The 24,508-nt window shown below is 36.4% G+C and carries 22 protein-coding genes; 8 read left to right on the plus strand and 14 right to left on the minus strand.

All coding sequences use genetic code 11. From position 1 onward, the window contains the following. Window positions 1–536 precede the first annotated feature (536 nt). From AC106K_RS16680 to AC106K_RS16695, 4 genes are all read left to right on the plus strand, one after another. Window positions 537–794, plus strand: a complete 258-nt coding sequence (locus AC106K_RS16680; protein WP_482446598.1) for a hypothetical protein — start codon at window positions 537–539, stop codon at window positions 792–794. Between the two features lie 208 nt (window positions 795–1,002). Next, on the plus strand, window positions 1,003–1,284 hold the full coding sequence (locus AC106K_RS16685) for a hypothetical protein (RefSeq protein ID WP_482446599.1): 282 nt from the start codon (window positions 1,003–1,005) through the stop codon (window positions 1,282–1,284). Then, complete coding sequence (locus tag AC106K_RS16690; RefSeq protein ID WP_482446600.1) at window positions 1,281–1,409, plus strand: hypothetical protein; 129 nt, start codon at window positions 1,281–1,283, stop codon at window positions 1,407–1,409. The genes AC106K_RS16685 and AC106K_RS16690 overlap by 4 nt, the downstream gene beginning before the upstream one ends. 223 nt (window positions 1,410–1,632) lie before the next feature. Continuing rightward, entirely contained in the window at window positions 1,633–4,500 is a 2,868-nt protein-coding gene (locus AC106K_RS16695) for a M16 family metallopeptidase (RefSeq protein ID WP_482446601.1), read from the plus strand. Window positions 4,501–4,565: 65 nt separating this feature from the next. Here AC106K_RS16695 and AC106K_RS16700 read toward each other — a convergent pair whose 3' ends face one another. From AC106K_RS16700 to AC106K_RS16710, 3 genes are all read right to left on the minus strand, one after another. Next, window positions 4,566–5,642: a GNAT family N-acetyltransferase gene (locus tag AC106K_RS16700; protein ID WP_482446602.1), complete on the minus strand. Its 1,077-nt coding sequence runs from the start codon at window positions 5,640–5,642 to the stop codon at window positions 4,566–4,568. Further along, entirely contained in the window at window positions 5,639–6,640 is a 1,002-nt protein-coding gene (locus tag AC106K_RS16705) for a polysaccharide deacetylase family protein (protein ID WP_482446603.1), read from the minus strand. The genes AC106K_RS16700 and AC106K_RS16705 overlap by 4 nt, the downstream gene beginning before the upstream one ends. A gap of 72 nt (window positions 6,641–6,712) precedes the next feature. Next, the gene (locus AC106K_RS16710) at window positions 6,713–8,851 is read right to left on the minus strand and encodes a S46 family peptidase (protein WP_482446604.1); all 2,139 of its coding nucleotides are present in this window, start codon (window positions 8,849–8,851) and stop codon (window positions 6,713–6,715) included. A 345-nt stretch (window positions 8,852–9,196) separates the two neighbouring features. Between AC106K_RS16710 and AC106K_RS16715 the strand changes: the two genes are divergently transcribed. Continuing rightward, on the plus strand, window positions 9,197–9,688 hold the full coding sequence (locus tag AC106K_RS16715) for a copper resistance protein NlpE (protein ID WP_482446605.1): 492 nt from the start codon (window positions 9,197–9,199) through the stop codon (window positions 9,686–9,688). An 88-nt stretch (window positions 9,689–9,776) separates the two neighbouring features. Here AC106K_RS16715 and AC106K_RS16720 read toward each other — a convergent pair whose 3' ends face one another. Beyond that, the gene (locus tag AC106K_RS16720) at window positions 9,777–10,424 is read right to left on the minus strand and encodes an MgtC/SapB family protein (RefSeq protein ID WP_482446606.1); all 648 of its coding nucleotides are present in this window, start codon (window positions 10,422–10,424) and stop codon (window positions 9,777–9,779) included. Window positions 10,425–10,609: 185 nt separating this feature from the next. Between AC106K_RS16720 and AC106K_RS16725 the strand changes: the two genes are divergently transcribed. Genes AC106K_RS16725 through AC106K_RS16735 form a run of 3 tightly spaced genes read left to right on the plus strand, consistent with a single transcriptional unit; the run spans window position 10,610 to window position 12,429 of the window. Then, entirely contained in the window at window positions 10,610–11,008 is a 399-nt protein-coding gene (locus AC106K_RS16725) for an immunity 22 family protein (RefSeq protein WP_482446607.1), read from the plus strand. A 33-nt stretch (window positions 11,009–11,041) separates the two neighbouring features. Next, window positions 11,042–11,662 carry an FEKKY domain-containing protein gene (locus tag AC106K_RS16730; RefSeq protein WP_482446608.1) on the plus strand — a complete coding sequence of 207 codons (621 nt, stop codon included), beginning with the start codon at window positions 11,042–11,044 and terminating at the stop codon, window positions 11,660–11,662. A 29-nt stretch (window positions 11,663–11,691) separates the two neighbouring features. After that, the gene (locus AC106K_RS16735) at window positions 11,692–12,429 is read left to right on the plus strand and encodes a protein phosphatase 2C domain-containing protein (RefSeq protein WP_482446609.1); all 738 of its coding nucleotides are present in this window, start codon (window positions 11,692–11,694) and stop codon (window positions 12,427–12,429) included. A 120-nt stretch (window positions 12,430–12,549) separates the two neighbouring features. Here the strand turns inward: AC106K_RS16735 and polA are convergent, their stop codons facing one another. The 10 genes from polA to tssD (AC106K_RS16785) all read right to left on the minus strand — a co-directional run bounded on the left by polA (window position 12,550) and on the right by tssD (AC106K_RS16785) (window position 24,425). Further along, a complete protein-coding gene (gene polA / locus AC106K_RS16740; RefSeq protein ID WP_482446610.1) occupies window positions 12,550–15,384 on the minus strand; it encodes a DNA polymerase I in 2,835 nt (944 codons plus the stop codon). A 361-nt stretch (window positions 15,385–15,745) separates the two neighbouring features. Beyond that, the gene (locus AC106K_RS16745; protein WP_482446611.1) at window positions 15,746–16,177 is read right to left on the minus strand and encodes a hypothetical protein; all 432 of its coding nucleotides are present in this window, start codon (window positions 16,175–16,177) and stop codon (window positions 15,746–15,748) included. Window positions 16,178–16,271: 94 nt separating this feature from the next. Continuing rightward, entirely contained in the window at window positions 16,272–16,685 is a 414-nt protein-coding gene (gene tssD / locus AC106K_RS16750) for a type VI secretion system tube protein TssD (protein WP_482446612.1), read from the minus strand. A 322-nt stretch (window positions 16,686–17,007) separates the two neighbouring features. Continuing rightward, a complete protein-coding gene (locus tag AC106K_RS16755; protein WP_482446613.1) occupies window positions 17,008–17,550 on the minus strand; it encodes a hypothetical protein in 543 nt (180 codons plus the stop codon). Between the two features lie 715 nt (window positions 17,551–18,265). Further along, on the minus strand, window positions 18,266–18,928 hold the full coding sequence (locus AC106K_RS16760) for a hypothetical protein (protein WP_482446614.1): 663 nt from the start codon (window positions 18,926–18,928) through the stop codon (window positions 18,266–18,268). A 2-nt stretch (window positions 18,929–18,930) separates the two neighbouring features. After that, window positions 18,931–19,599, minus strand: a complete 669-nt coding sequence (locus tag AC106K_RS16765; RefSeq protein WP_482446615.1) for a hypothetical protein — start codon at window positions 19,597–19,599, stop codon at window positions 18,931–18,933. A gap of 9 nt (window positions 19,600–19,608) precedes the next feature. Next, window positions 19,609–20,544, minus strand: a complete 936-nt coding sequence (locus tag AC106K_RS16770) for a hypothetical protein (RefSeq protein WP_482446616.1) — start codon at window positions 20,542–20,544, stop codon at window positions 19,609–19,611. Continuing rightward, window positions 20,541–21,608 (minus strand): LysM peptidoglycan-binding domain-containing protein, encoded by a 1,068-nt coding sequence (locus AC106K_RS16775; protein WP_482446617.1) that lies wholly within the window; start codon window positions 21,606–21,608, stop codon window positions 20,541–20,543. The genes AC106K_RS16770 and AC106K_RS16775 overlap by 4 nt, the downstream gene beginning before the upstream one ends. A gap of 2 nt (window positions 21,609–21,610) precedes the next feature. After that, window positions 21,611–23,797, minus strand: coding sequence for a type VI secretion system Vgr family protein (locus tag AC106K_RS16780; protein WP_482446618.1), 2,187 nt, complete (start codon window positions 23,795–23,797; stop codon window positions 21,611–21,613). A gap of 214 nt (window positions 23,798–24,011) precedes the next feature. Further along, window positions 24,012–24,425, minus strand: a complete 414-nt coding sequence (tssD, locus tag AC106K_RS16785; RefSeq protein ID WP_185289339.1) for a type VI secretion system tube protein TssD — start codon at window positions 24,423–24,425, stop codon at window positions 24,012–24,014. Window positions 24,426–24,508 lie beyond the last annotated feature (83 nt).

A 24,508-nucleotide genomic window follows, 5' to 3' on the forward strand; every position in this document is an offset into this window, starting at 1 on the left:
ACTTTTATTGATTAAAAATTTAAAGTTTTTTTTCGTTCGTCTCTTCTTTAGAGTATATCGTTTCTGCTTATCTAAAAGCTCTTCTGCGCTTACTGATCCTCTTTCGTTTTTCAGTGGGGCAAAGATAACAACATTATACTAAGCAAAACAAGTTTATTTAACATAAAGTTTATATTCGGGTAATATTTTAGCGTAAACGTCTGAGAAGGAGTGGGAAAAATTTTAAACAAATGTTTGAGGGTTTGGGATAAGATATTGAAGAATCTGGAAATTGGAGGGAAATGAGAGTTTGAAAGGGATTTTTGGAGTGCATATATAGTGTATGCAGTGGATACATAATAAAAATTACACCTATTATATAGTATGTTTTTTGAATTTTCTATTCATATAGTAACCTGGAAAGCTTTGTTGAGATGCCTACGGCATGATAAAGACTGTGGAAATGGGTGCCTGGGGTAATGAATATTTCTAAGTTTTGGCTAAAGCCAATGGAAGATGATATTTTATGTGAACGGGCTAAACCCCGTTCCTAGTGAATGGATATTATAATACATTATAGTAATGGTTACCAACTGAGCTCCGGTGAAATTGCTTTTATTTGTGTTATGACGGCGGTTTTAGCATGGTTTTCATATCGCGTTATTAAAAACTATTTCAGAAAGAAAAGTACTCCTTTATTTTTCCGTTATATTGTTTCTGGATCTGCAGTATTGGCTGTTCTTACCCTGTTCCTTCCCAAAGTTACTGAAATAAATAAAATTCCAGAAGTATGTACTTCTAGACATTTGGTTTAAATTCTCATAATCAGAATAGAATTGAAGTTTTTGGAGATAAAAAAGCTGTAGATGGAAAAATACTGCTTATAGGGGACAGTCACGCCCTTTCTATTAAACCATTTTTAAATTACATTGGTCAAAAAAATCATTTTTCATTCCCCCCGTAACTACGGATGGTATTATCTCATTAAAAGGAATAAAAAGAAGCGAGATTGACTCTTACGGAATGAAGTTCTATGATGCTTCCCAGCTGCACGCAGATTTTACGGAACAGCATATCAAAGAAAATAAGATCATCATGATCAACTGTTCTTCTTTCATCAGTCCTAAATCGGTCTATCAATCTGTGGAAAGGATAGCCCATAGTTTGCAGCCGGATCAAAAACTAATTGTATTCGAAACTTATCCTACTATTGACCATGACCCTATAAAAATTAACAGAGATTATATCAAGAGACTTCAAGAAAATTCACCGCTCATTTTTAAGAAGAGAATACAGAAGCTTTGAAAAAACTGGAAGCTGACAATAAAAATGTATACTTCTATGATCTTTCTCAAAGTAAAGTTTTTAAAAATGTTCCTTTTTACAAAGATACCCTGATGTATTATAACAGTTCTCAACTTAATGTATAGGGTTCGGTGGCTTTAGCCAAAGACCTTGAGAAGAATTTCATGTCTTTCTTCCAGCCTTTAATCAGTAATAAAAACTGTAAAAAACCTCTCTAAAATGGGTATTTTTTTCTGATTTTCAATCACTATAATAGATGGAATAGTTATAAAAATAAGAAAAGATTTTTATGATTCCTTACATTTGTATCACATTCCGGATTTTTAAGGAATGAAATGAGTTTTATATATGACAGACACAAAATATAAAGAAACGGTTCACACTGATTCTAACGATTACGAATATACCACCATTACCCACGATGAAAATAAAGTCAGAACTTATACATTGAAAAACGGGCTTAAAGTTTTTCTTGCCCAAAATTTTGATGCACCAAGAATTCAGACCTTCATCCCGGTAAGAACAGGAAGCAATAATGATCCGGCAGATAACACCGGGCTGGCTCACTATCTTGAGCATATGATGTTCAAAGGAACTTCTAAAATCGGTACTCAAAACTGGGAAAAAGAAAAGGAACTTCTGGATCAGATCTCAGCATTATATGAAGAGCATAAAGCTGAACAGGATGTTGAAAAGAAAAAAGAGATTTACAAAAAAATCGACGAGATTTCTCAGGAAGCCAGCCAGTACGCTATTGCCAATGAATACGACAAAGCAATCTCTTCTCTGGGAGCTACCGGAACAAATGCCCATACCTGGTTTGACGAAACGGTTTACAAAAACAATATTCCGAACAATGAGCTTGAAAAATGGCTGAAAATAGAGAAAGAAAGGTTCTCTGAAATGGTACTCCGCCTTTTCCATACTGAGCTGGAATCTGTATATGAGGAATTCAACAGAGCGCAGGATAATGATACCAGACTGGTAAGCTATGAACTGATGGCTGCCCTTTTCCCAACACACCCTAATGGTCAGCAGACGACACTGGGAAATCCGGAGCACCTGAAGAATCCTTCTATGAAAGCGATCCATAAGTATTTTGATGAATACTATGTTCCTAATAATTATGCGATGGTTTTGGTAGGCGATCTTGATTTCGAAGAAACCATTCAATTGATCGATCAATATTTTGGAGCTTTACCTTATAAAGAGCTTCCTAAAAAGACCCCTATTATCGAAAAACCGATCACAGAAATCGTAGAGAGAACGGTAAAAAGCCCTACTACTCCACGGGTTCAGTTGGCCTGGAGAACAGACAGCTACGGAACAAGAGAGGCTATGCTGGCTGATGTGGTTGCCAATATTCTAAGCAACAGGGGTGAAGCCGGTCTATTGGACCTGCATATCAATCAAACTCAGAAGATGCTTTGGGCGCAGGCATTCTCTGTAGGTCTGAAACAATACGGTTATTTTTCTATTGTGGCTGTTCCTAAAGAAACCCAAACACTGGAGGAAGCCAAAAATATGGTACTGGAGGAAATTGAAATGATCAAGAAAGGTGATTTCCCGGACTGGATGCTTCCTGCGATCATCAACGACTTCAAACTTCAGAGAATGAAGGGGCTTGAAACGGCAGAAGGTCTTGCTACTACTCTTTATGATTCTTATATAAAAGGAATAACCTGGGAGCAGGAGCTGAATGAGATGGAGATCTACGCAGGATTTACCAAAGAAGATATTGTCAATTTTGCCAATACTTTTTTCAAAGACAATTATGTTATTGTCAATAAAGAGAAAGGAATTAATGATAGACTGTTAAGAGTTGAAAATCCTGGTATCACTCCGGTAAAGATCAACCGTGATACTCAGTCAGAGTTTTTAAAAGAGATTTTAGCTGATAAAACGGAAGATATAAAGCCTGAGTTTATCGATTATCAAAAAGAAATTACTACGGATGCTGTTAAAGGAAAGAAATTAAGCTTCGTTAAGAATAAATACAACGATATTGCTCAGCTGCATTTTATTTTTCCTTTCGGGAGTGATCATGACAGGGATTTGGGAATTTCAACCCAACTGCTTCAATATCTGGGAACAGATCAGCTTTCTCCTGAAGATTTAAAGCAGGAATTCTTTAAAATTGGAATCAGTAATGATTTTAAAACATCCAATGACCAGTTACTGATCTCTCTAAGCGGTCTGGAAGAAAATATTGAAAAAGGAATTGCCCTTCTTCAGCATTGGATGCATGATGTACAGCCGGATCAGAATGTATATAATCAGTTTGTAGGTACTGTATTGGAAAACCGCCAGGCCATCAAAAGAGATAAAAACCGGATCATGACTGCCTTAACCAATTATACCAAACTAGGCAGCACTTCCCGTTTTACGGATGTCATTTCAAAAGAAGAACTGGAAAGCAGCAAGCCAGAGGTATTTACCAACCGTATGAAAGAGCTTTTCAAATATCCGTATCAGCTGTTTTTCTACGGAAAGGATTTTGAAAATTTCAAAGGCTATATTGGAAAATATACGGAAACCGCAAGTCTTCAGATCCCGGAACCTAAGCAGTATCCGGAGCCGGCTACGGGTGGAAATGTATACTTTATCGATTATGATATGGTGCAGATGGAAATGAGCAAAATCGGAAAGGGTAATCCGGTGAATCCTCATTATTTTGGAAAGATCAACGTATTCAATGAATATTTTGGAAGAGGCTTGTCCTCTATTGTTTTTCAGGAAATCCGTGAAAGTAAAAGTCTTGCTTATTCTGCTTACGTTTCTTATGCTGCTAATTCGGAGCTGAAACACCCCGATTATGTCACCACTTATATCGGAACACAGCCGGATAAGCTAATGATTGCTGTAGATACTCTGAATGAACTGATGAATGAACTTCCTGAGGTAACGATCCAGTTTGAAAACGCCAGAAATGCAGCACTGAAGCAGATCGCCTCTACAAGAATCACCCGTAATAATATATTTTTCAATACACTAAGGTTGAAAAAACTGAATATTGAGCATGATTTCAGAAAAGATATTTATGAGCAGATCAAGAATCTAAGGTTTGAAGACATCCGACAGTTTTATCAGACGGAGATCAAATCTGTACATTTTAATACCGCCATTATCGGGAAAAAAGAAAATCTGGATATGGAAGCTGTTCATAAAATGGGAACTTTTACAGAAGTAGAGCTGAAAGATATTTTCGGACACTAAAAAAACGAACCGCCTGATATGTGTATCGGGCGGTTTATTTTTATCAATGATTATTGATGATCAGTTTACGTCATCATACAGTCTCCGTCTCCGTCCTGATAGTAGGGATCAAAGTTCGCAGGAAGCTCTTTCAGCAGTTGTTGATGAAAAAGGTACTCCCTTTTGAAATCACGTTCGTAGATTTTGGAGAAGGTCTTTGACCGTTGAATAGCTTCATTAAGCTTTGTTTGATAACTGGTAAAACCTTTCACTTTATTTTTGACAATGAAATAGTTTAAAAAGCCAACCACCTCATCCAGTTCGGTATCTGAAAAAAGGTAAGGTATTTTAAGGTATCCATCCCTAAGCTGCAACAGAAAACACGCCTTTAGCTTCTTGTTCCGATCATAAATTTTCACCCAAAAGAACCGAAAGACCTTTGCAAAGCTTGAAAACAGATATTTTTCTTCTTTTTTACCTTCCAATACCCAAGGGTTTTCTATCAATGTATTGATTTCTTCTGCATGACGCACACCGGAAAATTCGGCTACAAAATCGGTACTTCCCTTATCAATATGGTCAGTAATTTCGTAATGAAAGTCCGGTTTTCCTGTTTTTATATTTTTTATGGAAATTAAAGAATTGGCCATAGTATCCAAAGCATGGAAAATAGGCTTCAATGATTTTGTTCCCGGTTTTTTCTCAGGAATCATTTTTGCAGCATCTGTTCTGAAATAGTAGCGTTTTCCTTCTTTTGGAAAGACATATTCAAAAACACCCATAATGGTATAAAGTGCTTCTGCCTCCTTGGTAAATTCTGTAATGGCAATTCTTCCACCATATTCTTCAAATACTTTCTTCAGTAGTTTTTTTGCAGGTCTTTCTTTCCTGAATTCCGGATTTACATATAAGGTACTGAGCCAGGCGTAACGAATTTCTTTTCCATCAATATCAAATTTATCCGGGAAACATCCTACATATCCCACGAGTTTTTCTTCATAAAAAGCCAGAATAAGAAGCGTATCTTCATCTCTTGCTTTAGGATTCCTGATATGAGACAACGCGCGGTGTCTGGTAATGGGAAGAAAATCATATTGCTGAAAACTTCCGGACGATATAAAATCTTCCAGTTCTTTTCTGTTGAATGTTTTCAGTTGTATCATTTTCTCAGAATGGTGTTTTTATTCATCAGTTTTTTCAATCTGAAGTAGGCCGTTTCTTTTTTCAGGATCCTTTCTCCACTCTCCCCCATTTCCATGGGAATTCTCTGAAAGTTCCTTGCTACACTGTCAAGTTTTACTCCGGCACATCCAAAACTGCAATAGATCTCCTCATTTTTAAACAATTCATCGAAAAAATCCTTCTTTACCTGAAAGTCGGTGAATGGAAATGCAAAAGTTTCGTACAGAAAACCATTTTCTTTCATATAAGTAAAAGTCTGATCTGTAGTTTTCATCTGCTCTTTTAAGGAAAGGTCTCCGTATTTTGGATGATCCCAGCTATGTGAGGAGATTCCAAATCCTTTACTGGTAAGCGTTTTTAATTCTCCGGTACTTAAATAAGGATGAAATTCTTTTGAATACGCTTTGAAATCAAATTCAAGGCTCTCTGCAAGAAGCTCCAGTACATTCTTTTCCTGGTAACTGATCGCCAGCATCCGTTGTTGCAGAGCCTCTACTCCATTAGTATTCTGAAGGTTGAGTATCTTATATACCTCCGGGTCTATCTTCTTCATTTTCCCAACAACATCGATAAGCAGGCTGGCCTTGCATCTGAACATCATATCTTTATTATCAATAAAGGCCGGATTGACAAAATTACAGGCATAAATCCCTTTTCGTTCCAAAACAGGAGCTACGGTATCATAAAATTCTCTGAATCCGTCATCGAAAGTAAGCAAGGCTATTTTTTTCCCGGGTTTGAAGTTTCCGGACATGAAATCTTTAAACTCCTGCCAGTTCACAAACTGAAAATACCGGGACATATAATCCAGATCGTCCTCAAACTGTCTGGTATTTTTATAGCGGATCACATTCCTGATATGGGGAAGATCCTTATCAGAAACGGAATGATAAAGAGGCAGACAGTAATCCAGCGGAAAAGATTTTCCGATGTTATCTGTTTCAAGAGCAGCGAGCACATTGATGATCCTTTCTTTCATCCTGTTAAAAATAAAAAAGAATCTATTCAAAACTCAGTTCAAATAGATTCTTAAAGGTATAACTTTTAAAAATTATTTTATAATCTTCATTTCATCAACAAGCCACTTTGAATCAGCAAACTTCTCAACGATGAAAAGGATATATTTTGTATCTACCATGATGTTTCTGCTGAAACGCGGGTCATAGTTAATGTCACTCATAGTTCCTTCCCACTGTCTGTCGAAGTTAAGTCCTACCAGGTTTCCGTTGGCATCCAGTGCCGGGCTTCCTGAGTTTCCTCCTGTTGTATGGTTGGTTGCTGTGAATCCTACAGGAACATCCCCTGTTTTGTCTTTATAGATTCCGAAATCTTTTTTGTTGTAAAGGTCAATCAGCTTTTTAGGAACATCAAATTCATAATCACCAGGTACATATTTCTCCATCACTCCAGCCAGGTGCGTCTGGTACCCGTAAGAAACGGCATCTCTAGGAGTTGAGCCTTTCACTTTTCCATAGGTTACACGAAGGGTTGAGTTGGCATCCGGGAAGAATTTTCTTTCTTTATCAGTTTCCATCTGCTGTGCCATAAACTTCTTCTGTAAAGCGTCAATCTTCGCCTGAAGTGAAGTATATTGCGGATCAGCCGTTTTCATATATGTTTCTTTCATCGTAACATACAGCTGATAGATAGGGTCTTTTTTCAAAGTTTTAATCAGCTTGTCCTGATTAGAAAATGCTTTTTCAATATCTGTATTCAAAGCAGCCCCGTTTACCGCGGTTCTACCTGTAATAATAGAGTTTTTAGACATATCTTCTATAACAGGCATGTTTGGAGCTTCATCTTTATATTTACTGAAACCAGCCGGTAAAAATTGTGGAGCTGTTTTATTAACGTATAAAGCCAATAGTTTCGCCGTCACTTTTGCATCCAGTTCTGCACTGTAATCCTTATAGAAAGACGTTAGCTTGGTTTTTAATTTGGTAAGCTCTTTATCATCCATTCTTCCTGCTTCCACAGAAGCGATGAAATCATAATAGTCTCCCGCAAGTTTCAATGTCTCAGCATTTTTTACTACTTCTGTATAGTAAGCATTGTTTAATGCATAAGGCGCCTGGTCATTGTAAAATTTATTCAGCTGATCCAAAGTAGTCTTGATCTCAGGGTTCTTAGCCACCAAAGATCCTTCATACATTACTTTTTTCTCTACTGCATTTGATTTTTTCAACCCTTCTACCTCACCGATCCATTTTTTCCAATAGTTGGCTACTGAAGCATACTTAGAAGCATATTTGATACGTGTTTCATTATCTACACGCATTCTTTCATCTAATGTTTTCAATGCAACATCACGTACGGCAATTCTTGCAGGATCAATTTCTTTCATGATCTTCTCTACTGCAACTGCCGGAAGGTATTCTGTGGTTCTTCCCGGGAATCCGAATACAAAAGTAAAGTCGTTTTCGTTCTTATCTTTGATAGAAACCGGAAGGTAGTGCTTCGGAACGTAAGGAACATTGTCTTTTGAATATTCTGCAGGCTTATTGTTCTTGTCCGCATAGATTCTGAACATTGAGAAATCTCCGGTATGTCTTGGCCAAACCCAGTTGTCTGTATCGCTACCGAATTTCCCTATGCTTTGAGGCGGAGCTCCTACCAGACGAATATCTTTATAAGTCTCAATGGTGTAAGCATAGTACTTGTTTCCATAGTACATAGGCTTTACCATGATCGACTGATATGATTCAATTTTCTGAGAGTTTTTGTAAACCTCAATATTATTGTTGATCTTCTTAGTCAGTTCAGGTTCTGTAAGATTGTCTGTACTTTCTAAGATCTGATCTGTAACTTCTTTTATATCTACGATAAAATCTACTTTTACCCCTGGATTAGGAAGTTCTCCCTGTGTATTTTTAGCCCAGAAACCATTTGAAAGAAGGTCGTTCTGAACGGTAGAATGCGCCTGAATCTGACCATATCCACAGTGGTGATTGGTCAATAGCAATCCTTTAGGTGAGATGATCTCTGCAGTACAACCGCCATTAAACTGTACCACTGCATCTTTTATGCTTGGTTTCTGAGGGTTGAAAATATCTTTAGCAGAAATCTTCATTCCCAAATCCTTCATTTCCTTTTCATTCAGCTCTGTAGGAATCCACATTCCTCCATATTGTTGTGCAAATGCCATTGCAGCTGGCAAAAGAAATACAGATAAAAGTATCTTTTTTGTCATAATCAAAATTTTGCCCCAATTTACGAAGAAAAATAGGAATGGGCTCAATAAAAGGGGTGGAATGTTGCTGGAAGAGGCTTTTTTGTGGAATTGAGATGCTGATAATAGACATCAGACATCAGACATCAGACATCAGATATTAGATATTAGATATTAGATAATAGACGAAGAGATGAGAGACTTGAGATATTGTCTGTGTAATCCGCTACTCTTTACTCTTTACTCTTTACTCTACAACACTCCTACTCTCTAACTCTCTAACCCTACAACTCTAAAAATCCCTCCTCTGGCTCAGTTTTTGTTTACTACCAGGTACTTAATAAAACATTACTTAAATTAATTATTATGATGAAAAACAAAATGCTTATCCTGGGAATTGGAGCGGCTTTATTCCTTGCTTCGTGTGCAAAAGATAAAAAGGTAGGTGAACCTGCCGATGTTGTGGCTGATTCTACTGCTGTTGCAAAACCAACTGCTACAGACAGTACTTCTCATGTCGTAACGAGTGCACAGGAAGATACTTCTGAAAATGCACTGGACTGGAACGGTACTTATGAAGCTACAGTTCCTTGCGCTGACTGCCCCGGAATCAAGACTTCACTAACTCTGAATAACGATAAAACATTCAGCATTACTGAAGAGTATATCGACAGAAAGTCAAAGAATGAGGATAAGGGATCTTTTACATGGGATACTACAGGAAGTATCATCACTTTGAAAGGTAAAACTGCCAATTATAAATACAAGGTAGGTGAAGGCATGCTGATCCAGCTGGATATGGATGGTAAAGAAATTGACGGTCCGAACAAAGATCTGTATGTATTCAAGAAAAAATAGAAAATAAAGGCTTCGGCCTTTATTTTTTTGCTTTATAGCTAAGCTCAACAGGTTTTTGAGTCATCTCCCTTTTGAGAGTCAAGCTATATTAAAACTGATAAGCTGTAATTTTCGGATCATTCACCATACGTCTGATCATTTCTTCATGATGGGTATTGTTTCCTACAAGTCTCCAGACCACAGTTAGGCTTCCCTGCGAATAAAGTTGTTTAAGCATAAGATATTTTAAATGATGTTTTTTGAACAGATCTTCACAATATTTTATATCATCTGCAGTCGTAATGGTGATTCTGTATTCTCTTACTTTATTATAGTTATCAATAAAATTCTGAAGGTACGTTAAAGCGCTCAAAACAATAAGCACCAAAGCGGTTCCCAGAAGTGAAAAGTAAACGTATCCCGAACCTACTGCCATTCCTATTGAAGCAGTTGCCCAAATGGTGGTAGCTGTAGTAATTCCTTCAATTTTATTATCTCCTTTGAAAATCACACCTGCCCCCAAAAAGCCGATTCCGGTAATGATATTGGCCGCAAGACGGTCCGGATTGGCCACTCCTATTTTAATGGAAAGAATTGTAAACAGGCAGGCACCAAAACAAACAAGAATAAAAGTTCTTAAACCGGCAGATTTATTTCGGTACTCACGCTCAGCACCAATAAATAATCCCAGAATGACGGAAATAAGAATGAGCAGCAATTCGTTTTTGACAGCATAATGATCCTGAAGAAAATCCATTTTTTACAATTTAAACAGAGAATAAAATTACAATAAAAAATTTATCCGTAAATTGAATCATCCAACTTTGTTTGGGGATAACAAGATTTTATTTGACTGAAAAACTTTCGTAATATTACAGTCTCAATAGACATTGGTGCCTGGCATCAACAAATAAAAATTTAAACTTTTCAATATATTTTCCAATGGATAAAGAAATTTCACACTTCTGGTTAGGGTATTTTACAAATGAAGACGACTTTTATAGTTTTGTAGAAGAGGATGAAAATTATTATATAGACGAAGAAACAGAGGACCAATATGTTTCAAAATTCGCAGAATCACAAGGCATCAAGTGGTTTGATGATGATTTTATAGAATATGGTTTTGAAGATGAAAATCTGGGGCTTTATGAAAAATTTTCCGAGTACTCTTATGCCGACGAATGGCTTCCGATTCTTGAAAGCAGACTGAATGAGATGAATCTGGACACCCCGGTGAACGCTATTATTTTTGCAAGCAGATTTGCCATTCCTAATCCTGTTTCTGTAGACGGCGAAGAAAACAAGCTTTATTATATGGGTGAGATTGAATTCACCACTTAAAATATAACGGAAACTTTAGCTTCATTTCTCAACATGAATAAGAGGTTAGTTTATATCAATAGTATCTGTATTCTGCTGACAACAGCCGTTTATATCTTTGGATACTATATGATGAACTATCCTATGAGGTTTGATCTCCTTTATATCATTCAGGAATGTAGTTTAGAATACCTGGCTGTAATATTTGCGATTACGGCTTTGGTTTCTTATCTGATCAGCAGCTTAAATTTTAAAGAATCAGATTTCAAATCTAAATTTCTAAGGGTCTTTCCTATTATTAATATTCTTGTTACATTATTTCTCACTTATCAATCTACAGAGATCTTTCTGAACACACAAAAGGAAATTGCTAAAAGAGAAAATCATTACCTTCAACAGGCAGAAAAGGACATTAATAATGATAAGGTAACCATACAATATTCAGGCGGACTTTCATTACCTGTTTTTAATACTGAAACCATCCAGCTTATAGATCGTATTCGGGGAAAATATGGGGTAACTTATAAAAATACAGGTTGCATCATCGATCCTATTGACCAAAAAGCTCAAGAGAAGTATACCGAAGCAGTAAATCCTTATCTTGAAAAAAGAAATGGGAAAGGCTGGAAACTCAGAATGCAGAAAGAGATCGATCAGTTTATTTCGGATCAATAACACACACCATCAGTTTTTTCTAAAAATTTATGAAAATATATTCCTCATTACAAATCGGTGAGTATCATACTCTTCATTGTGAAGACGATCTGCTCATCAAAAAAATAAGTGCTGATAAAATCGTTTGTACTGTGATGGACGGCTGTTCTACTGCTATGGACAGTCATTTTGCCTCAACACTCGTTGGAAAGCTTTTACGTAAAATCATTGTTGAAGCCGGTTATAGAGAATTGTATGAAAAAGAGATTCAGCGTAATCCGGAAGAAGAGCTTAGAGATATTGTAAAAAGTTTATTTGAAGAGCTTTTATCCATTAAGAATCATCTGATGCTGGATGAAAAAGAATTACTAACAACTGTAATCATTTTAGTTTACGATTCCAAAACTGATAAAGGGGTTATCATAGCTATTGGCGACGGGGTGGTCTGTATCAATGGAAAAATCACAGAATTTGACCGTGATAATAAACCTGATTATCTTGCCTATCATCTGCATAAAAATTTTGATCACTGGTATGAATCTCTACAGCAGAAAATTTCTTTTGATCGTATGAGTGACGTCTCTATAGCAACTGACGGAATCCTTACTTTTTCAAAAATCAAAAAAGTTTCTTATGATGGTAATATAAATTTTGCAGAATATTTAATGCTTGATTCATCAAATGACGAGACTGAAGAAATGCTCAACAAAAAAATGAAAACCCTGGAACATCAATATGGAGTAAAACCTACGGATGATCTTGCGATGATACGGCTAATAAAATCATAAAGTGTTCAATATTTTATTGCCACTCATGCACGAATCCTTTTATTCGTGTATTAGTGGCTAAAGAAATCAGGCTGCCTCGTACGAGGCAGCCTGATTTTATTTTTGATAGCATGTTTATCATTAATGTGCTTCCAGCCAGTTATCCCCTACTCCTATTTCTACTAATAGAGGAACCTGTGTCTTTAGAGCACCTTCCATTTCGGTTTTAATCAGTTTTGAAGCGGCTTCCACCTCATCGGCAGGAGCCTCAAATACCAATTCGTCATGAACCTGAAGTAACATTTTAGTTTTTAGCTGCTGTTCTTCCAGTTCTCTGTCGATTTTGATCATTGCTATTTTTACAATATCCGCTGCACTTCCCTGAACCGGAGCATTTACAGCATTCCTTTCGGCGTGACCTCTTACAACAAAGTTGTTGGAATTAATATCTTTCAAATGACGCTTTCTTCCTAAAATAGTTTCTACATAGCCAACCTGACGTGCTTTGTTCACCTGTTCTGCCATATATTCTTTCAGCTTCGGATAGGTTTCAAAGTAGGCTTCGATCATTTGCTTGGCTTCGGTTCTGGATAAGCCGGTCTGCTCTGCCAAAGCAAAAGCACCTTGTCCGTAGATGATTCCGAAGTTTACGGTTTTGGCCTGGCTTCTCTGGGTTTTGGAAACTTCTTCCAAAGGAATTTTAAAGAGTTTTGCGGCTGTAGAAGCGTGAATATCTTCTCCATCCTGAAAGGCTTTGATCATATTTTCTTCTCCTGAGATCTCAGCAATAAGGCGAAGCTCAATCTGTGAGTAATCGGCGGAGATAATCTTCTTCCCTTCTCCTGAAACAAAGGCTCCACGGATCTGCTGTCCTCTTAATGTCCGGATCGGAATATTCTGCAGGTTCGGGTTTACACTCGCCAGACGCCCTGTAGCCGCCGTAGTCTGTGAGAAATTGGTATGTACCCTGTCATCTTTTTTCTCAATCTGTGAAGGCAATGCATCCACATAGGTTGATTTTAATTTCTGATAGGTTCTGTATTCCAGGATATATTTGATGATCTCGTGTTTTGAAACCAACTTTTGAAGTACATCTTCTGAGGTTGCGTATTGTCCGGTTTTGGTCTTTTTCGCTTTTGGATCAAGCTGCATTTTTTCAAACAGGATCTCACCCAACTGTTTAGGGGAATTCATGTTGAATTCTTCTCCTGAAAGTTCAAAAATGGTAGTTTCCAATTGCTTCAGATCATTTTCAAGATCTACACTTTCCTGTGCCAGCCATTTTTCATCCAGAGAAATTCCGGCCAGCTCCATTTTCGCCAAAACTTCCATCAGCGGCATTTCTATATTGAAGAAAAGTTCTTCCAGGTTTTCCTTTTTCAATTGTGGAGCAAACAATTCATACAGCTGGAAAGTTACATCTGCATCTTCTGCAGCATAATCTGTCTGTGTTCTAAGGTCTGCATCTCTGAAGGTACCCTGTTTTTTTCCTTTTTTCCCGATGATGGTTTCAATAGATACCGGTTTGTAGTTCAGGTATACCTCCGAAAGATAATCCATTCCGTGTCTTCCATCAGGATTCAACAGATAATGGGCAATCATCGTATCGAACATAGCCCCTTTTACAGTGATGTCGTACTGTCTTAATATTTTATAATCGAATTTCAGATTGTGAGCTATTTTCAGTAAATCCTCTTTTTCAAAAAAGGGTCTGAAAATCTCAAGGGTCTGCAAAACTTCATTTCTATCTTCAGACAAAGGGATATAATAAGCCAGTCCTTTTTTATAGGAGAAACTCATTCCTACAAGTTCTGCTTCCAGCTCGTTCAATGAGGTGGTTTCTGTATCAAAACAAACAGCTCTTTGTTGCATCAGGTTATCTACCAGTTTTTTCTGAGCTTTTGGATTGTCAATAAACTGATAAAGGTGATCGTTGTGCTCAATGGTTGATTTTGTAGAAGTAGCCTGATCCAGTTCTTCGAAATTGGCAAAAAGATCAAGCTGCATCACCTGCCCTTTTGTTTCTGTTCCTGCAGGAGCCTGTTTTACCTCAGCTTCATTAGCTACAACTGTTTCTGTAGCAGCCGGAGCAAATGCTCTGTAAAGGTTTTCATAAAGTCTTCTGAACTCTATTTCATCAAAGACCTCTTTTACTTTTTCAAAATCAGGGGTTTCAAGATCATATTGTTCCTGGTGGAATTCTACCGGAGCATCACAGATAATGGTCGCCAGTTTTTTGGACAAAATACCACGTTCTGCTGAAGCTTCCACTTTTTCTTTAAGCTTTCCTTTCAGTTTGTCTGTATTGGCAAGAAGTGTTTCAATGTTTCCGAATTCTTTAAGGAATTTCATTGCCGTTTTTTCTCCAACGCCTTCCAGTCCCGGAATATTATCTACCGCATCGCCCATCATCGCAAGGAAATCAATGACCTGTTTAGGATCTTCGATCTCATATTTTGCTTTTACTTCTTCTACGCCAAGGATTTCTATATCCCCTCCTTTTAAACCTGGTTTATAAATTTTGATTTTGTCTGTCACCAACTGTGCAAAGTCTTTATCCGGAGTCACCATGAAAGTGGTATATCCTTCTTTTTCTGCTTTACAGGCAATGGTTCCTATGACATCATCGGCTTCATATCCTTCTACACCAAGAATTGGAATATGCATAGCTTCCAGGATCTTGTGGATGTATGGCACCGCAATTTTGATCGCTTCAGGAGTTTCGCTTCTGTTGGCTTTATAATCTGAAAAATCATCAGTTCTTACACTGGCCTGTCCCACATCAAAAACTACTGCCAGATGGGTAGGTCTTTCTCTTCTGATCAATTCAATCAAAGAATTGGTAAAACCAAAGATGGCAGAAGTATCCAGTCCTTTGCTGGTTACTCTCGGATTCCTGATCAATGCGTAATATCCTCTGAAAATCATCGCATAAGCATCGATGAGAAACAGCCTTTTATCTTGTGTTGCGTCCATATTATCTATAATGAACAAATATAAGAAAATAGGAGGAAAAGTTGAAAGTTTTGGAGAATGGGGACGGAAGAAAAGTCTGTGGCAAATCGTCAATTTGATTTGTCGGTCTATTTTTGAAGATAGTGGGAATGTGGTATTGAGCTTTAGTGTAGGAAAGAGGTAGGAATTTTTATTTTAGTGGATGGTGGGAATGGTGTGGGTATTTAAACCACCCCGTCAAATCACAGATTTGACACCCCTCCGGAGGAGGGGAATGGAGTACGTCTTTCATCAATGATTGCCAATAAATTGCGCGCAACTTCTAACTTCTAACTTCTAACTTCTAACTTCTAACTTCTAACTTCTAACTTCTAACTTCTAACTAGCAATCATGGTTTTCATAGTTCAGCTTTTCCATCTTATCCTGGTAGCTTTCCATTTCTTTCTTGCTTACTGTTACTTTTTTCAGCTGTACAGGAATCTGCTTTTTACCATCCGGGCTTATCCAGGTTCCATTCATCATATCTCCTTCTTTTTTTAGAATCATCAGACCGGTAAAGCCTTCTTCTACCATGGCAAACTGTTGTTTCGCCCCTTCAGTTACACTAAGTTCGAGCCAATTGCTTACTTTATCATAACGGTACATAGCATTATAGAAAGGATCTCCGCCACAGCCATTTTCTACAGATTGTATAAACAGGGTTACAGGCATTTTCCCATTCACTGTTCCTTTATACAGGGTTGAAGTGTTTTGTGCGTGTAGGGAGATAAAAGACATTGCAAAAGCAATGATAAATAGAATTCTTCTGAACATTTTTTGTTAAATTGATGTATAAATAATGATAAAAACGAAACAGTATACTCTGTGAGCATACTGTTCCATTAGTTTTTTTAAGTGTGTAAACAGCTTATTTACCTGCTGAAGGCCATAAACCATCGAAACGAGAAGTTCCGTAGTCAATTCCTTCTGCACTGATAACGAAGCTGATCAGCATACTGTTGCTGTCGATAGCGTCGAAATCTACTTCGTGCTGGATCACATATCCGTTTTCCCACTTCAAAGTGATCAATGTTCCTTCTTCGTGAGATTTGTTGAAAACGATTTCTCCTACTGTTGGTTTATATTTTCCGTTTAGTAAGCTTTCAAGGATGTCTGATTTTTCAGTAGCTTCTACTGTAACTTTGATAAGTGCGTTAGAAGGATCTGATGCTACACGTCCTGAAACGTCTGTAGATCTTGATACGCTGTAGTTCAGCTTTAATAATTTTTGTCCTTCACCGTTGTTGAATTTTAAGATTCCTCTTGAGTTTCTTTCTGCCATGATTGTAAATTTTAATCGTTAATAATATTTTGTTGTTTCAATAATTATATGACAAATATAAAGCGGTTGTTTTTGAAAAAAAAGCTTTTAATCCTAAATCTGAAAAATTGTAGTAGTTCTACGATTTCTTGTCGTAATTCTACGACATTAGAGTTAAAACGAATTATAAACAACTCAAAATAAATACTTTAATTAAAATTAAAAAGCATGCAAAAAGCCTATATTATTACACCATAAGGAGAAATAAACACTTAAAAAACGGTCTTTTTTGTTAATGATTTTCTCACAGTTTGCTGCACAGGTTGGAACAAAAACTCAGCATTTAAAGTTGATCTTTAGAATACCAATAAATATTCTGATAATTATTCTTCTTTTCTTTTTTTGAAAACTGCAGTTCATTCTGGGCTTCTTTTAAAAACTTTTCCAATTCTGCCCCTTTCCCTTCATCATATTGGTTTTTATATTCCACATCATACAAATGGATACTTTTATTGTTTTTCAGACTAAATGTAAAATATATTTTTGAGCTCTGTAACTGCGGGGTTACTGTTTCATAATCATGAGCATAAAAGCCAACAATATCGGTCTTTGCATATTGTTCGGGATTTCGTTTTCCTTTTTTAATATAGAAATTATGGTCATCAAACCATAGGGTAACCTCTACAGAAACCGCTTTCAGCAGTACATAGCAGGTTCCAAAATAAAGCAATACAAAGAGAATCAGAAAGGAGAAATTGAAGGTACCCTGCAATAAGAAATAATACAAAGTGCCAAAAAGTGCCATGGACGGAATGATAATCAATATCGTCCAGATCATGTGGAAAGGTAAAACGTTTTTGAAGATGAACTCTTTTCTTTTTTTCATTTTATAATAAATATCCCCAAAAGTAAAGCTAATATTGCTTAGCTCCCAAAGTATATCCTATAATAAATGGTAAAACCATTCAATTTTCCCATCGGCTTTAGTGATAGACCTAAAGCCCATCGTTTCGTAATTTTCATTATTTTTCAGACATTACTTTAATAGAATTGGTAGCATCCTGATCATAAATCTGAGCTCCCAAACGTAAAGCTTCATTACCAAAATAGGAAGATATGAACTCATGATTTTACTTTTTTAAATAAGTTAATTTAACTGTTCCTAACGGAGATTGTTTTACAGTTCCATCTTTTTTCAAGCAATTTTTTTAAAAATATGGATCAATAATCCCCATGCAAATCCTAAAAACATGGCACAAAAGAAAATATAAAAAGGTATATGGGTTATACTTTCCAAATGATTAAAAGTGTAATAAAAGTAAATGGACACTGCCCATATAAAGATGAAACATATTCCGAATAAAAAACTGATTTTCCATTCAGTTTTCAAAGTAACCCCGGTTATTTCAAATTTCTTTTTGGTCATTTACCATGTATAATTATGAAGTCTTTTAAGGTGAAATTATTCTTGTATTCCTGAATATCTTTATCCGTAATTTTCCCTTCTCTCTTTATTTCCTGATACCCCGGAATAATAATTCTGAAAATTATTAGTAAAACAATGCTGATTGCGAATAAAATACGAAGTTTATTAAGCATAGTTATAAAGACCTGTCTTTATCTTTGATTACAGTAGATTCAGCAGCCTGCTTTTCAGCCCTTTCTTTTCGTATAGATAGTCCTGTGGTAATTGAAAAGCCAGCGATTGTTACAAATGTCCAAATCATTGTCAAATAATAAATAAAATCTTTTGAAGGAGGTGTATAGTTTCTATAAGTGAGATATTCTCTAACACTGTAATCATATTTCTCTTGTGGAACAAAATTATTTTCATCAGGATCTAACCCATATCTTAAAGCTATAATTGGTTCATTTAAAGTTCCCTGTTTACTTTTTAACTCTTCATTATTCACTTTCAACCAAAAATCTTTATGATTAGGATTAATTGTTATAATACTTTGCGAATGATATAATTCAATTTTAAAAATTTTACCTGTAGACAAATCTTTGATTAGTGCGATTCTCTTTCTTCCATTTTTTTTCACAAAAGGAGTTCCATCAAAATAAACTTCAGACCTTTTATCTTGCGGGAGTCTTTCATAATTAGGAATCTTTACAATTTTTGAATTATTCTTGTATTCCTGAACATCTTTATCTGTGATTTTCCCTTCTCTCTTTATTTCCTGATACCCTGGAATGATAATTTTGAAAATTATAAGTAATACGATGCTGATCGCAAATAAAATACGAAGTTTATTAAGCATAGTTATAAAGACCTATCTTTATCTTTGATTACTGTAGGTTCAGTAGCCTGCTTTTCAGCCCTTTCTTTTCGTACAGATAATCCTGTAGTAATTGAAAAGCCAGCAATGGTTATAAATACCCAAGCCATTATCAAATAATAGGTAAAATCTTTTGAAGGAGGTGTATAGTTTTTATAAGTAAGATATTCTTTAACATTATAATCATACTCTGCCTGAGGTACATAATTATTTTCATCAGTACCTAAACCATATCGCAATGCAATAATAGGCTCATTTAAAGTTCCTTTTTTACTTTTTAACTCTTCATTATTCACTTTAAGCCAAAGATTATCCCGATTAGGTCTAATTGTCATAAGACTTTGTGGATGATACAACTCAATTTTAAAAAATTTCCCTGTTGACACATCCTTAATTATTGTGAATTCTTTTCTTCCATTTTTTTTCACAAAAGGAGTTCCATCAAAATAAACTTCAGTCCTTTCATTCTGTGGGAGCCTTTCATATTTAAGAATTTTCACAATCGTTGAATTATTCTTGTATTCCTGAATATCTTTATCTGTAATTTTCCCTTCTCTCTTTATTTCCTGATACCCCGGAATAATAATTCTGAAAATTATTAGTAAAACAATGCTGATCGCAAATAAAATACGAAGTTTATTAAGTGTAATCATCTATATTAATTAATAATTTTGTGCTATAATTTTTTTTCCTGATTCACCTGTATCAGAATCAGAAATTCCTTTTACTATGGCAGCATTTTTACTTTCTAATGCACTTTCTAATTGATTTACAAAATAGTCAGCAACAGCACAAACTACTGTAACTCCAAATCCAGCAATAAATCCAGATTTTCCATAAAAAAAATCTTTGGCAAAAGCCGCCCCTACCAAATTTTTATTACTTGAAGCAATCAGTCCTATATATTTATCAGGACCATATAGTTTTAACCCACCAAGTGTCCATCCAAAAGGTGTATTCTTTTCTCCTACAGCATAAATTCCTGAGCCAGCTACAGCATTATAAATAGCTACCGGAGCATTTGCAGAAGTATATCCTGTTGCAAATCCATATACAGCCTGTGATAATAATTGTACAGCTAATTCTTGCCTTGCATTATATTTCATAGAATCAGAAACCTTTTGGGCAGCCCTCTCAGTTTCAGATGCAATTAATAATCCACCTTCTTTGCAGGTTAGAACTGAAAAATTATATAATAACGGTTTATTTTTTTTAATCCTAACTGAATCGTGAAGAGGTTTCCAAGTTCCGCCTTTCTGTTTATCTGAGCAATCATGGGTAATGACAGCAACAGTTGTTCCAATTGCTACCGCAGCAATAGCCCCCAGTGCAATCCAGCCCACCGGGCCGCTCAATACAAGAGCCGCTCCCACTGCTAGGCCACCAATAAAAGCCAGCATACCACCCCAAAATTTTGCAGGAGACTTACATTTGAAGCATTCTTTTGTATTTTTATCTAATTCTGTGAGCAAACGTTTTCCCACAGAATATTGTACTTTATTGTCTTCTTTATCTAAATGCCTTTGTAACTGCTGCGGAGTTCCGGCTAAATCGAAAGTACAGGATAGCCATGCTCCTTCCTCAACGTACCCTTTCATAACTCTACTTTTTTAAGTTCATACAATACCTGAGATTCCATATTATTCTTGATCCTCTCGCTTAAATTTACAGAAGCTTCATTAATTAAACCATCCACTTTAGATACAGAAAAATCTATTTCTATATTATAAATATAATCTGTAAACTTAAACTCTATCTGAGGCCTGTAAAATTTCTCATACAGTAATATCATCTTATCTATATCCACAAACCGGGGTTTTCCCTTTTTTGTGTAATTTATAACAGAATCGTCTTCACTTTTCTTTATCGTTTCAAAATCTACTTTAAATGAAATTTGCGGAAAAAAATGAGATTCGGTTTCGAAATGCTCCTGCTCAAAGTTTTCAAAAGACCTTGTTAAATACTGACTGAATATAATTTTATTAAAAAGGTTAGAATTGCTGTTTCTCAACAAAAGGCTTTTTGAATTATATTCGATATTCCCGGCATTGATAATCTGTTCCAATACTTCAGATGGAGTTTTCTGAAAAAATTTATTCATCGGAAGCTGTTTTTTAAACCGATGCCAATTCTGCTGAAGGCTTTCTTCATTCAGCAGGTCTCTAGTTACTCCTTGATCATCTAAAGCATACACCAATGTATTTTTTACGGTATCTGATGCTCTTATAAAGTCAGCCAATTCTTCTGATCCCTGTGTATAAAAATTATAGACACTATCATCCAGTTTTACCGTAGCTACTCTTCCTTCATTCGCTTTATTTTCTAATGAAAGGTAATAATCACATTGGATTGCAGAATGGGCATTAATAACATCATTCAGCTTAATAACATTAATTTGCTTGGTTCTGTATCGGGCTTCTCTGTTTGTAATTTTATCCAATACATGCTCTGTAAAATCGCGCCCACCATTAGTCTCAAAACTTATTTTTTTCTTTAAAAGAATAAATTTCAGATGTATAGGTAGTGTATTGGCAATAATAACGTTTGTAATACCACAATTTTCATTATGGAAATCAACCAATTCCTTTACACTGATTTCTTGCTCTTTAGCAATTGATTGTAACGTATCTCCACGTTGTATTTTATATTCTATAAACCCCATTATTAATTAATATCAACCTGTCCCCCTTTTATAGTCACATTTCCATCAACCACCATCCCTGTTGTACCTTTTGGTTTGCCCACTTCAGTAAGCGTATTTCCTATAATCTTGGTGGTGGTACCTTCTATTGTTACATTCACCCCTTTTATTGTAATATCTCCCGTGGAAGTCATTGTAATTGAGCTGCTCCCGGTTTCCAGAGTGATATTGGTATCACAGGTAACTTTTACATTTCCTCCGCTATCCATCGAAAATACTGCATTAGAGCCTCCTCCTTCTTTGCTTCCAACATTGACGGTATGGGTACTTCCTGTATTAATTGTGTGATCTACCCCTACTTTTTCTGTACTATTATTGCTAACGGTTGTCGTAATATCTCCTGATCCGCTCAGTACAACTGAATTTTTATTTTTATCCTTAATGGTTATTCCGCCTCCATCATTCAATTCTATAATATGTCCGCTTTTACTGCTCAGGCTCTTAATATTATTGCCGGCTCCGCCGCCGCCGCCAATACCACCATGGAACATGCCTCCCATTACAAACGGACGGTCAGGATGCTGGTGTACGAAGTTAACAATTACCTGATCACCTACTTCAGGAATGGACATGAAACCACGGTTTTTATTTACTTTATCACTGCTTCCTGCATCAGGTGACATCACACGGATAAATTCTGTAATATCCGGACCATTCTGCCAGTCGAATTGTACTTGAACTCTTCCCTGATTCTGTGGATCTGTATTGGCAATGACCTTTGCAAACTGGGCTTCTGCTCTTGGTGTTTCAAATTCAGGACGTGGGATAAACCCTGTATCTGCAGCAATCGCTTCAAATTTACCATCATAATAGCCTCTTGCATCTACTTCATGAGTAGCTTCGATAATCATCAGTTTGGTAAAATAAGCGGTATCATTACTGTCTGCTTTACGCATTTCAATATCAGCTGTACATCCAGGATACAGAAAAGGTACGGTTGTCGTTCCTGACGTGATAAAAACTTCTGATGCCTTACTTCCGGCAGTCCCTTTTTGTGAAGCATCTATATCCATAAAAGATGAAGCTTTGATGGGAGCTACTCTTAAAGAAGGTGTGGTAAAGGTTTTTTCTGAAATTTCATAAGCACGTCTGGCAATATCTGACGTATGATTGATCTTAGAACTTCCACCAGTCAGTTTTTCATTTTTACTGCTGTTGTAGCCATAGAAGCTTGGACTTACGTGCTGTGCTTTCATTCTGACTGCAATATCACTCACACTGCTTCCATAGGTAAGATTTACCGGTTTCTCCTGAGGGGGAAGCTTTCCAAAATGTAAAACTTCTCCATCATAATAAAACTGTTCACCATAGGCTTCAGCCATTCTGGCGAGATAGTTATAATGGGTTTCTTCGTATTGAGAACTGTAGGAAACATTTCCATGCTGGGCATCTACTCTGAAGTCAAATTTATTCTGCCCAAGGCCTTCCCGGATCACATGGTCTGCAATACTGTTCAGGCTCACCGGCTGGCTTCCTCCAAAACTCTGAATATGGGGAGCCGCATCCAAAAGTACGGTTGGACTGTAGCCTTTGAGAACGACATTTCCAAGGCTTCCTTTCTCCTGGCTGAACCCTACTTCGGTTACCACTCCCACAAAATTTCGCTCAGCCCCTTTCTCAATATCTTTATATTTGAAAACTACTGTAATTCTTTTTCCTAAAAAGTTCTGGGCACTTTCCAAATTGTGATTTTCTGCGCTTCCCAATGTATCATGGGCCAGTGTCAGGCAAAACTCATGATGTTTAGCGGCACTCTGTACCAGTTTAAAATGCATGAAGTGCTTTATCATCTGTCCTTCAATTACTATATCCAGCTTTACCACACGGTTGATACCGGCAATAATACTTTGAGGAATAGCTTCGGCATTATGTATTTTTGAGGTAGGCTGCTTGGCCCACACTTTATTTTCAACGATAGAAGGGTTGTTGGGTACAAAAGTCTGGTTCATAAACATGTCTGTTCCCTGTACAGCACTTATACCCTGTTGCCCTGTTTTCACAGCTTTGTTGACCTTATCACCCGCTTTATTTAATTTTGTTTCGGCTTTCTCGGTAATATTTTGCTTAGCAGCCTTCTTCAACTGTTCCTTGCCACCTTTTATATCATTCTTCGGGCTTTCTACTTTAATTGTTTTGTCATCCTGAAACATAATGTTTTGTGTTTAAGTTATCCAATAAATAAACGGCTGGTAATACAGCGCATATAGAATCAAAAAATATAAGGTTGAGATTTTCAACATTTCCATGGACTATTAGAAAAAATCCATGAAATTCAACACGTCTTACAATGGAAAAACAGAACAGCCTACTTTTTCAAGTCGCTGCTCTGTACCAATTTTATTTTTACTAAGATGATGAATAGGCTTATTTACCTGCCGAAGGCCATAAACCATCGAAACGAGAAGTTCCGTAGTCAATTCCTTCTGCACTGATGACGAAGCTGATCAGCATACTGTTGCTGTCAATTGCGTCGAAATCTACTTCGTGCTGGATTACATATCCGTTTTCCCACTTCAAAGTAATCAATGTTCCTTCTTCGTGAGATTTGTTGAAAGTGATTTCTCCTACTGTAGGCTTATATTTTCCGTTCAATAAGCTTTCAAGGATGTCTGATTTTTCAGTAGCTTCTACTGTAACTTTGATAAGTGCGTTAGAAGGATCTGATGCTACACGTCCTGAAACGTCTGTAGATCTTGATACGCTATAGTTAAGTTTTAATAGCTTCTGTCCTTCTCCGTTGTTGAATTTTAAGATTCCTCTTGAATTTCTTTCTGCCATGATTTGTAAATTTTAATCGTTAATAATATTTTGTGATTCGGTGATTGTGTAGCAAATATAGAGGCTCTTTTTTTCTAAAAAAA

The organism is Chryseobacterium sp. FR048 (genome assembly GCF_056844665.1).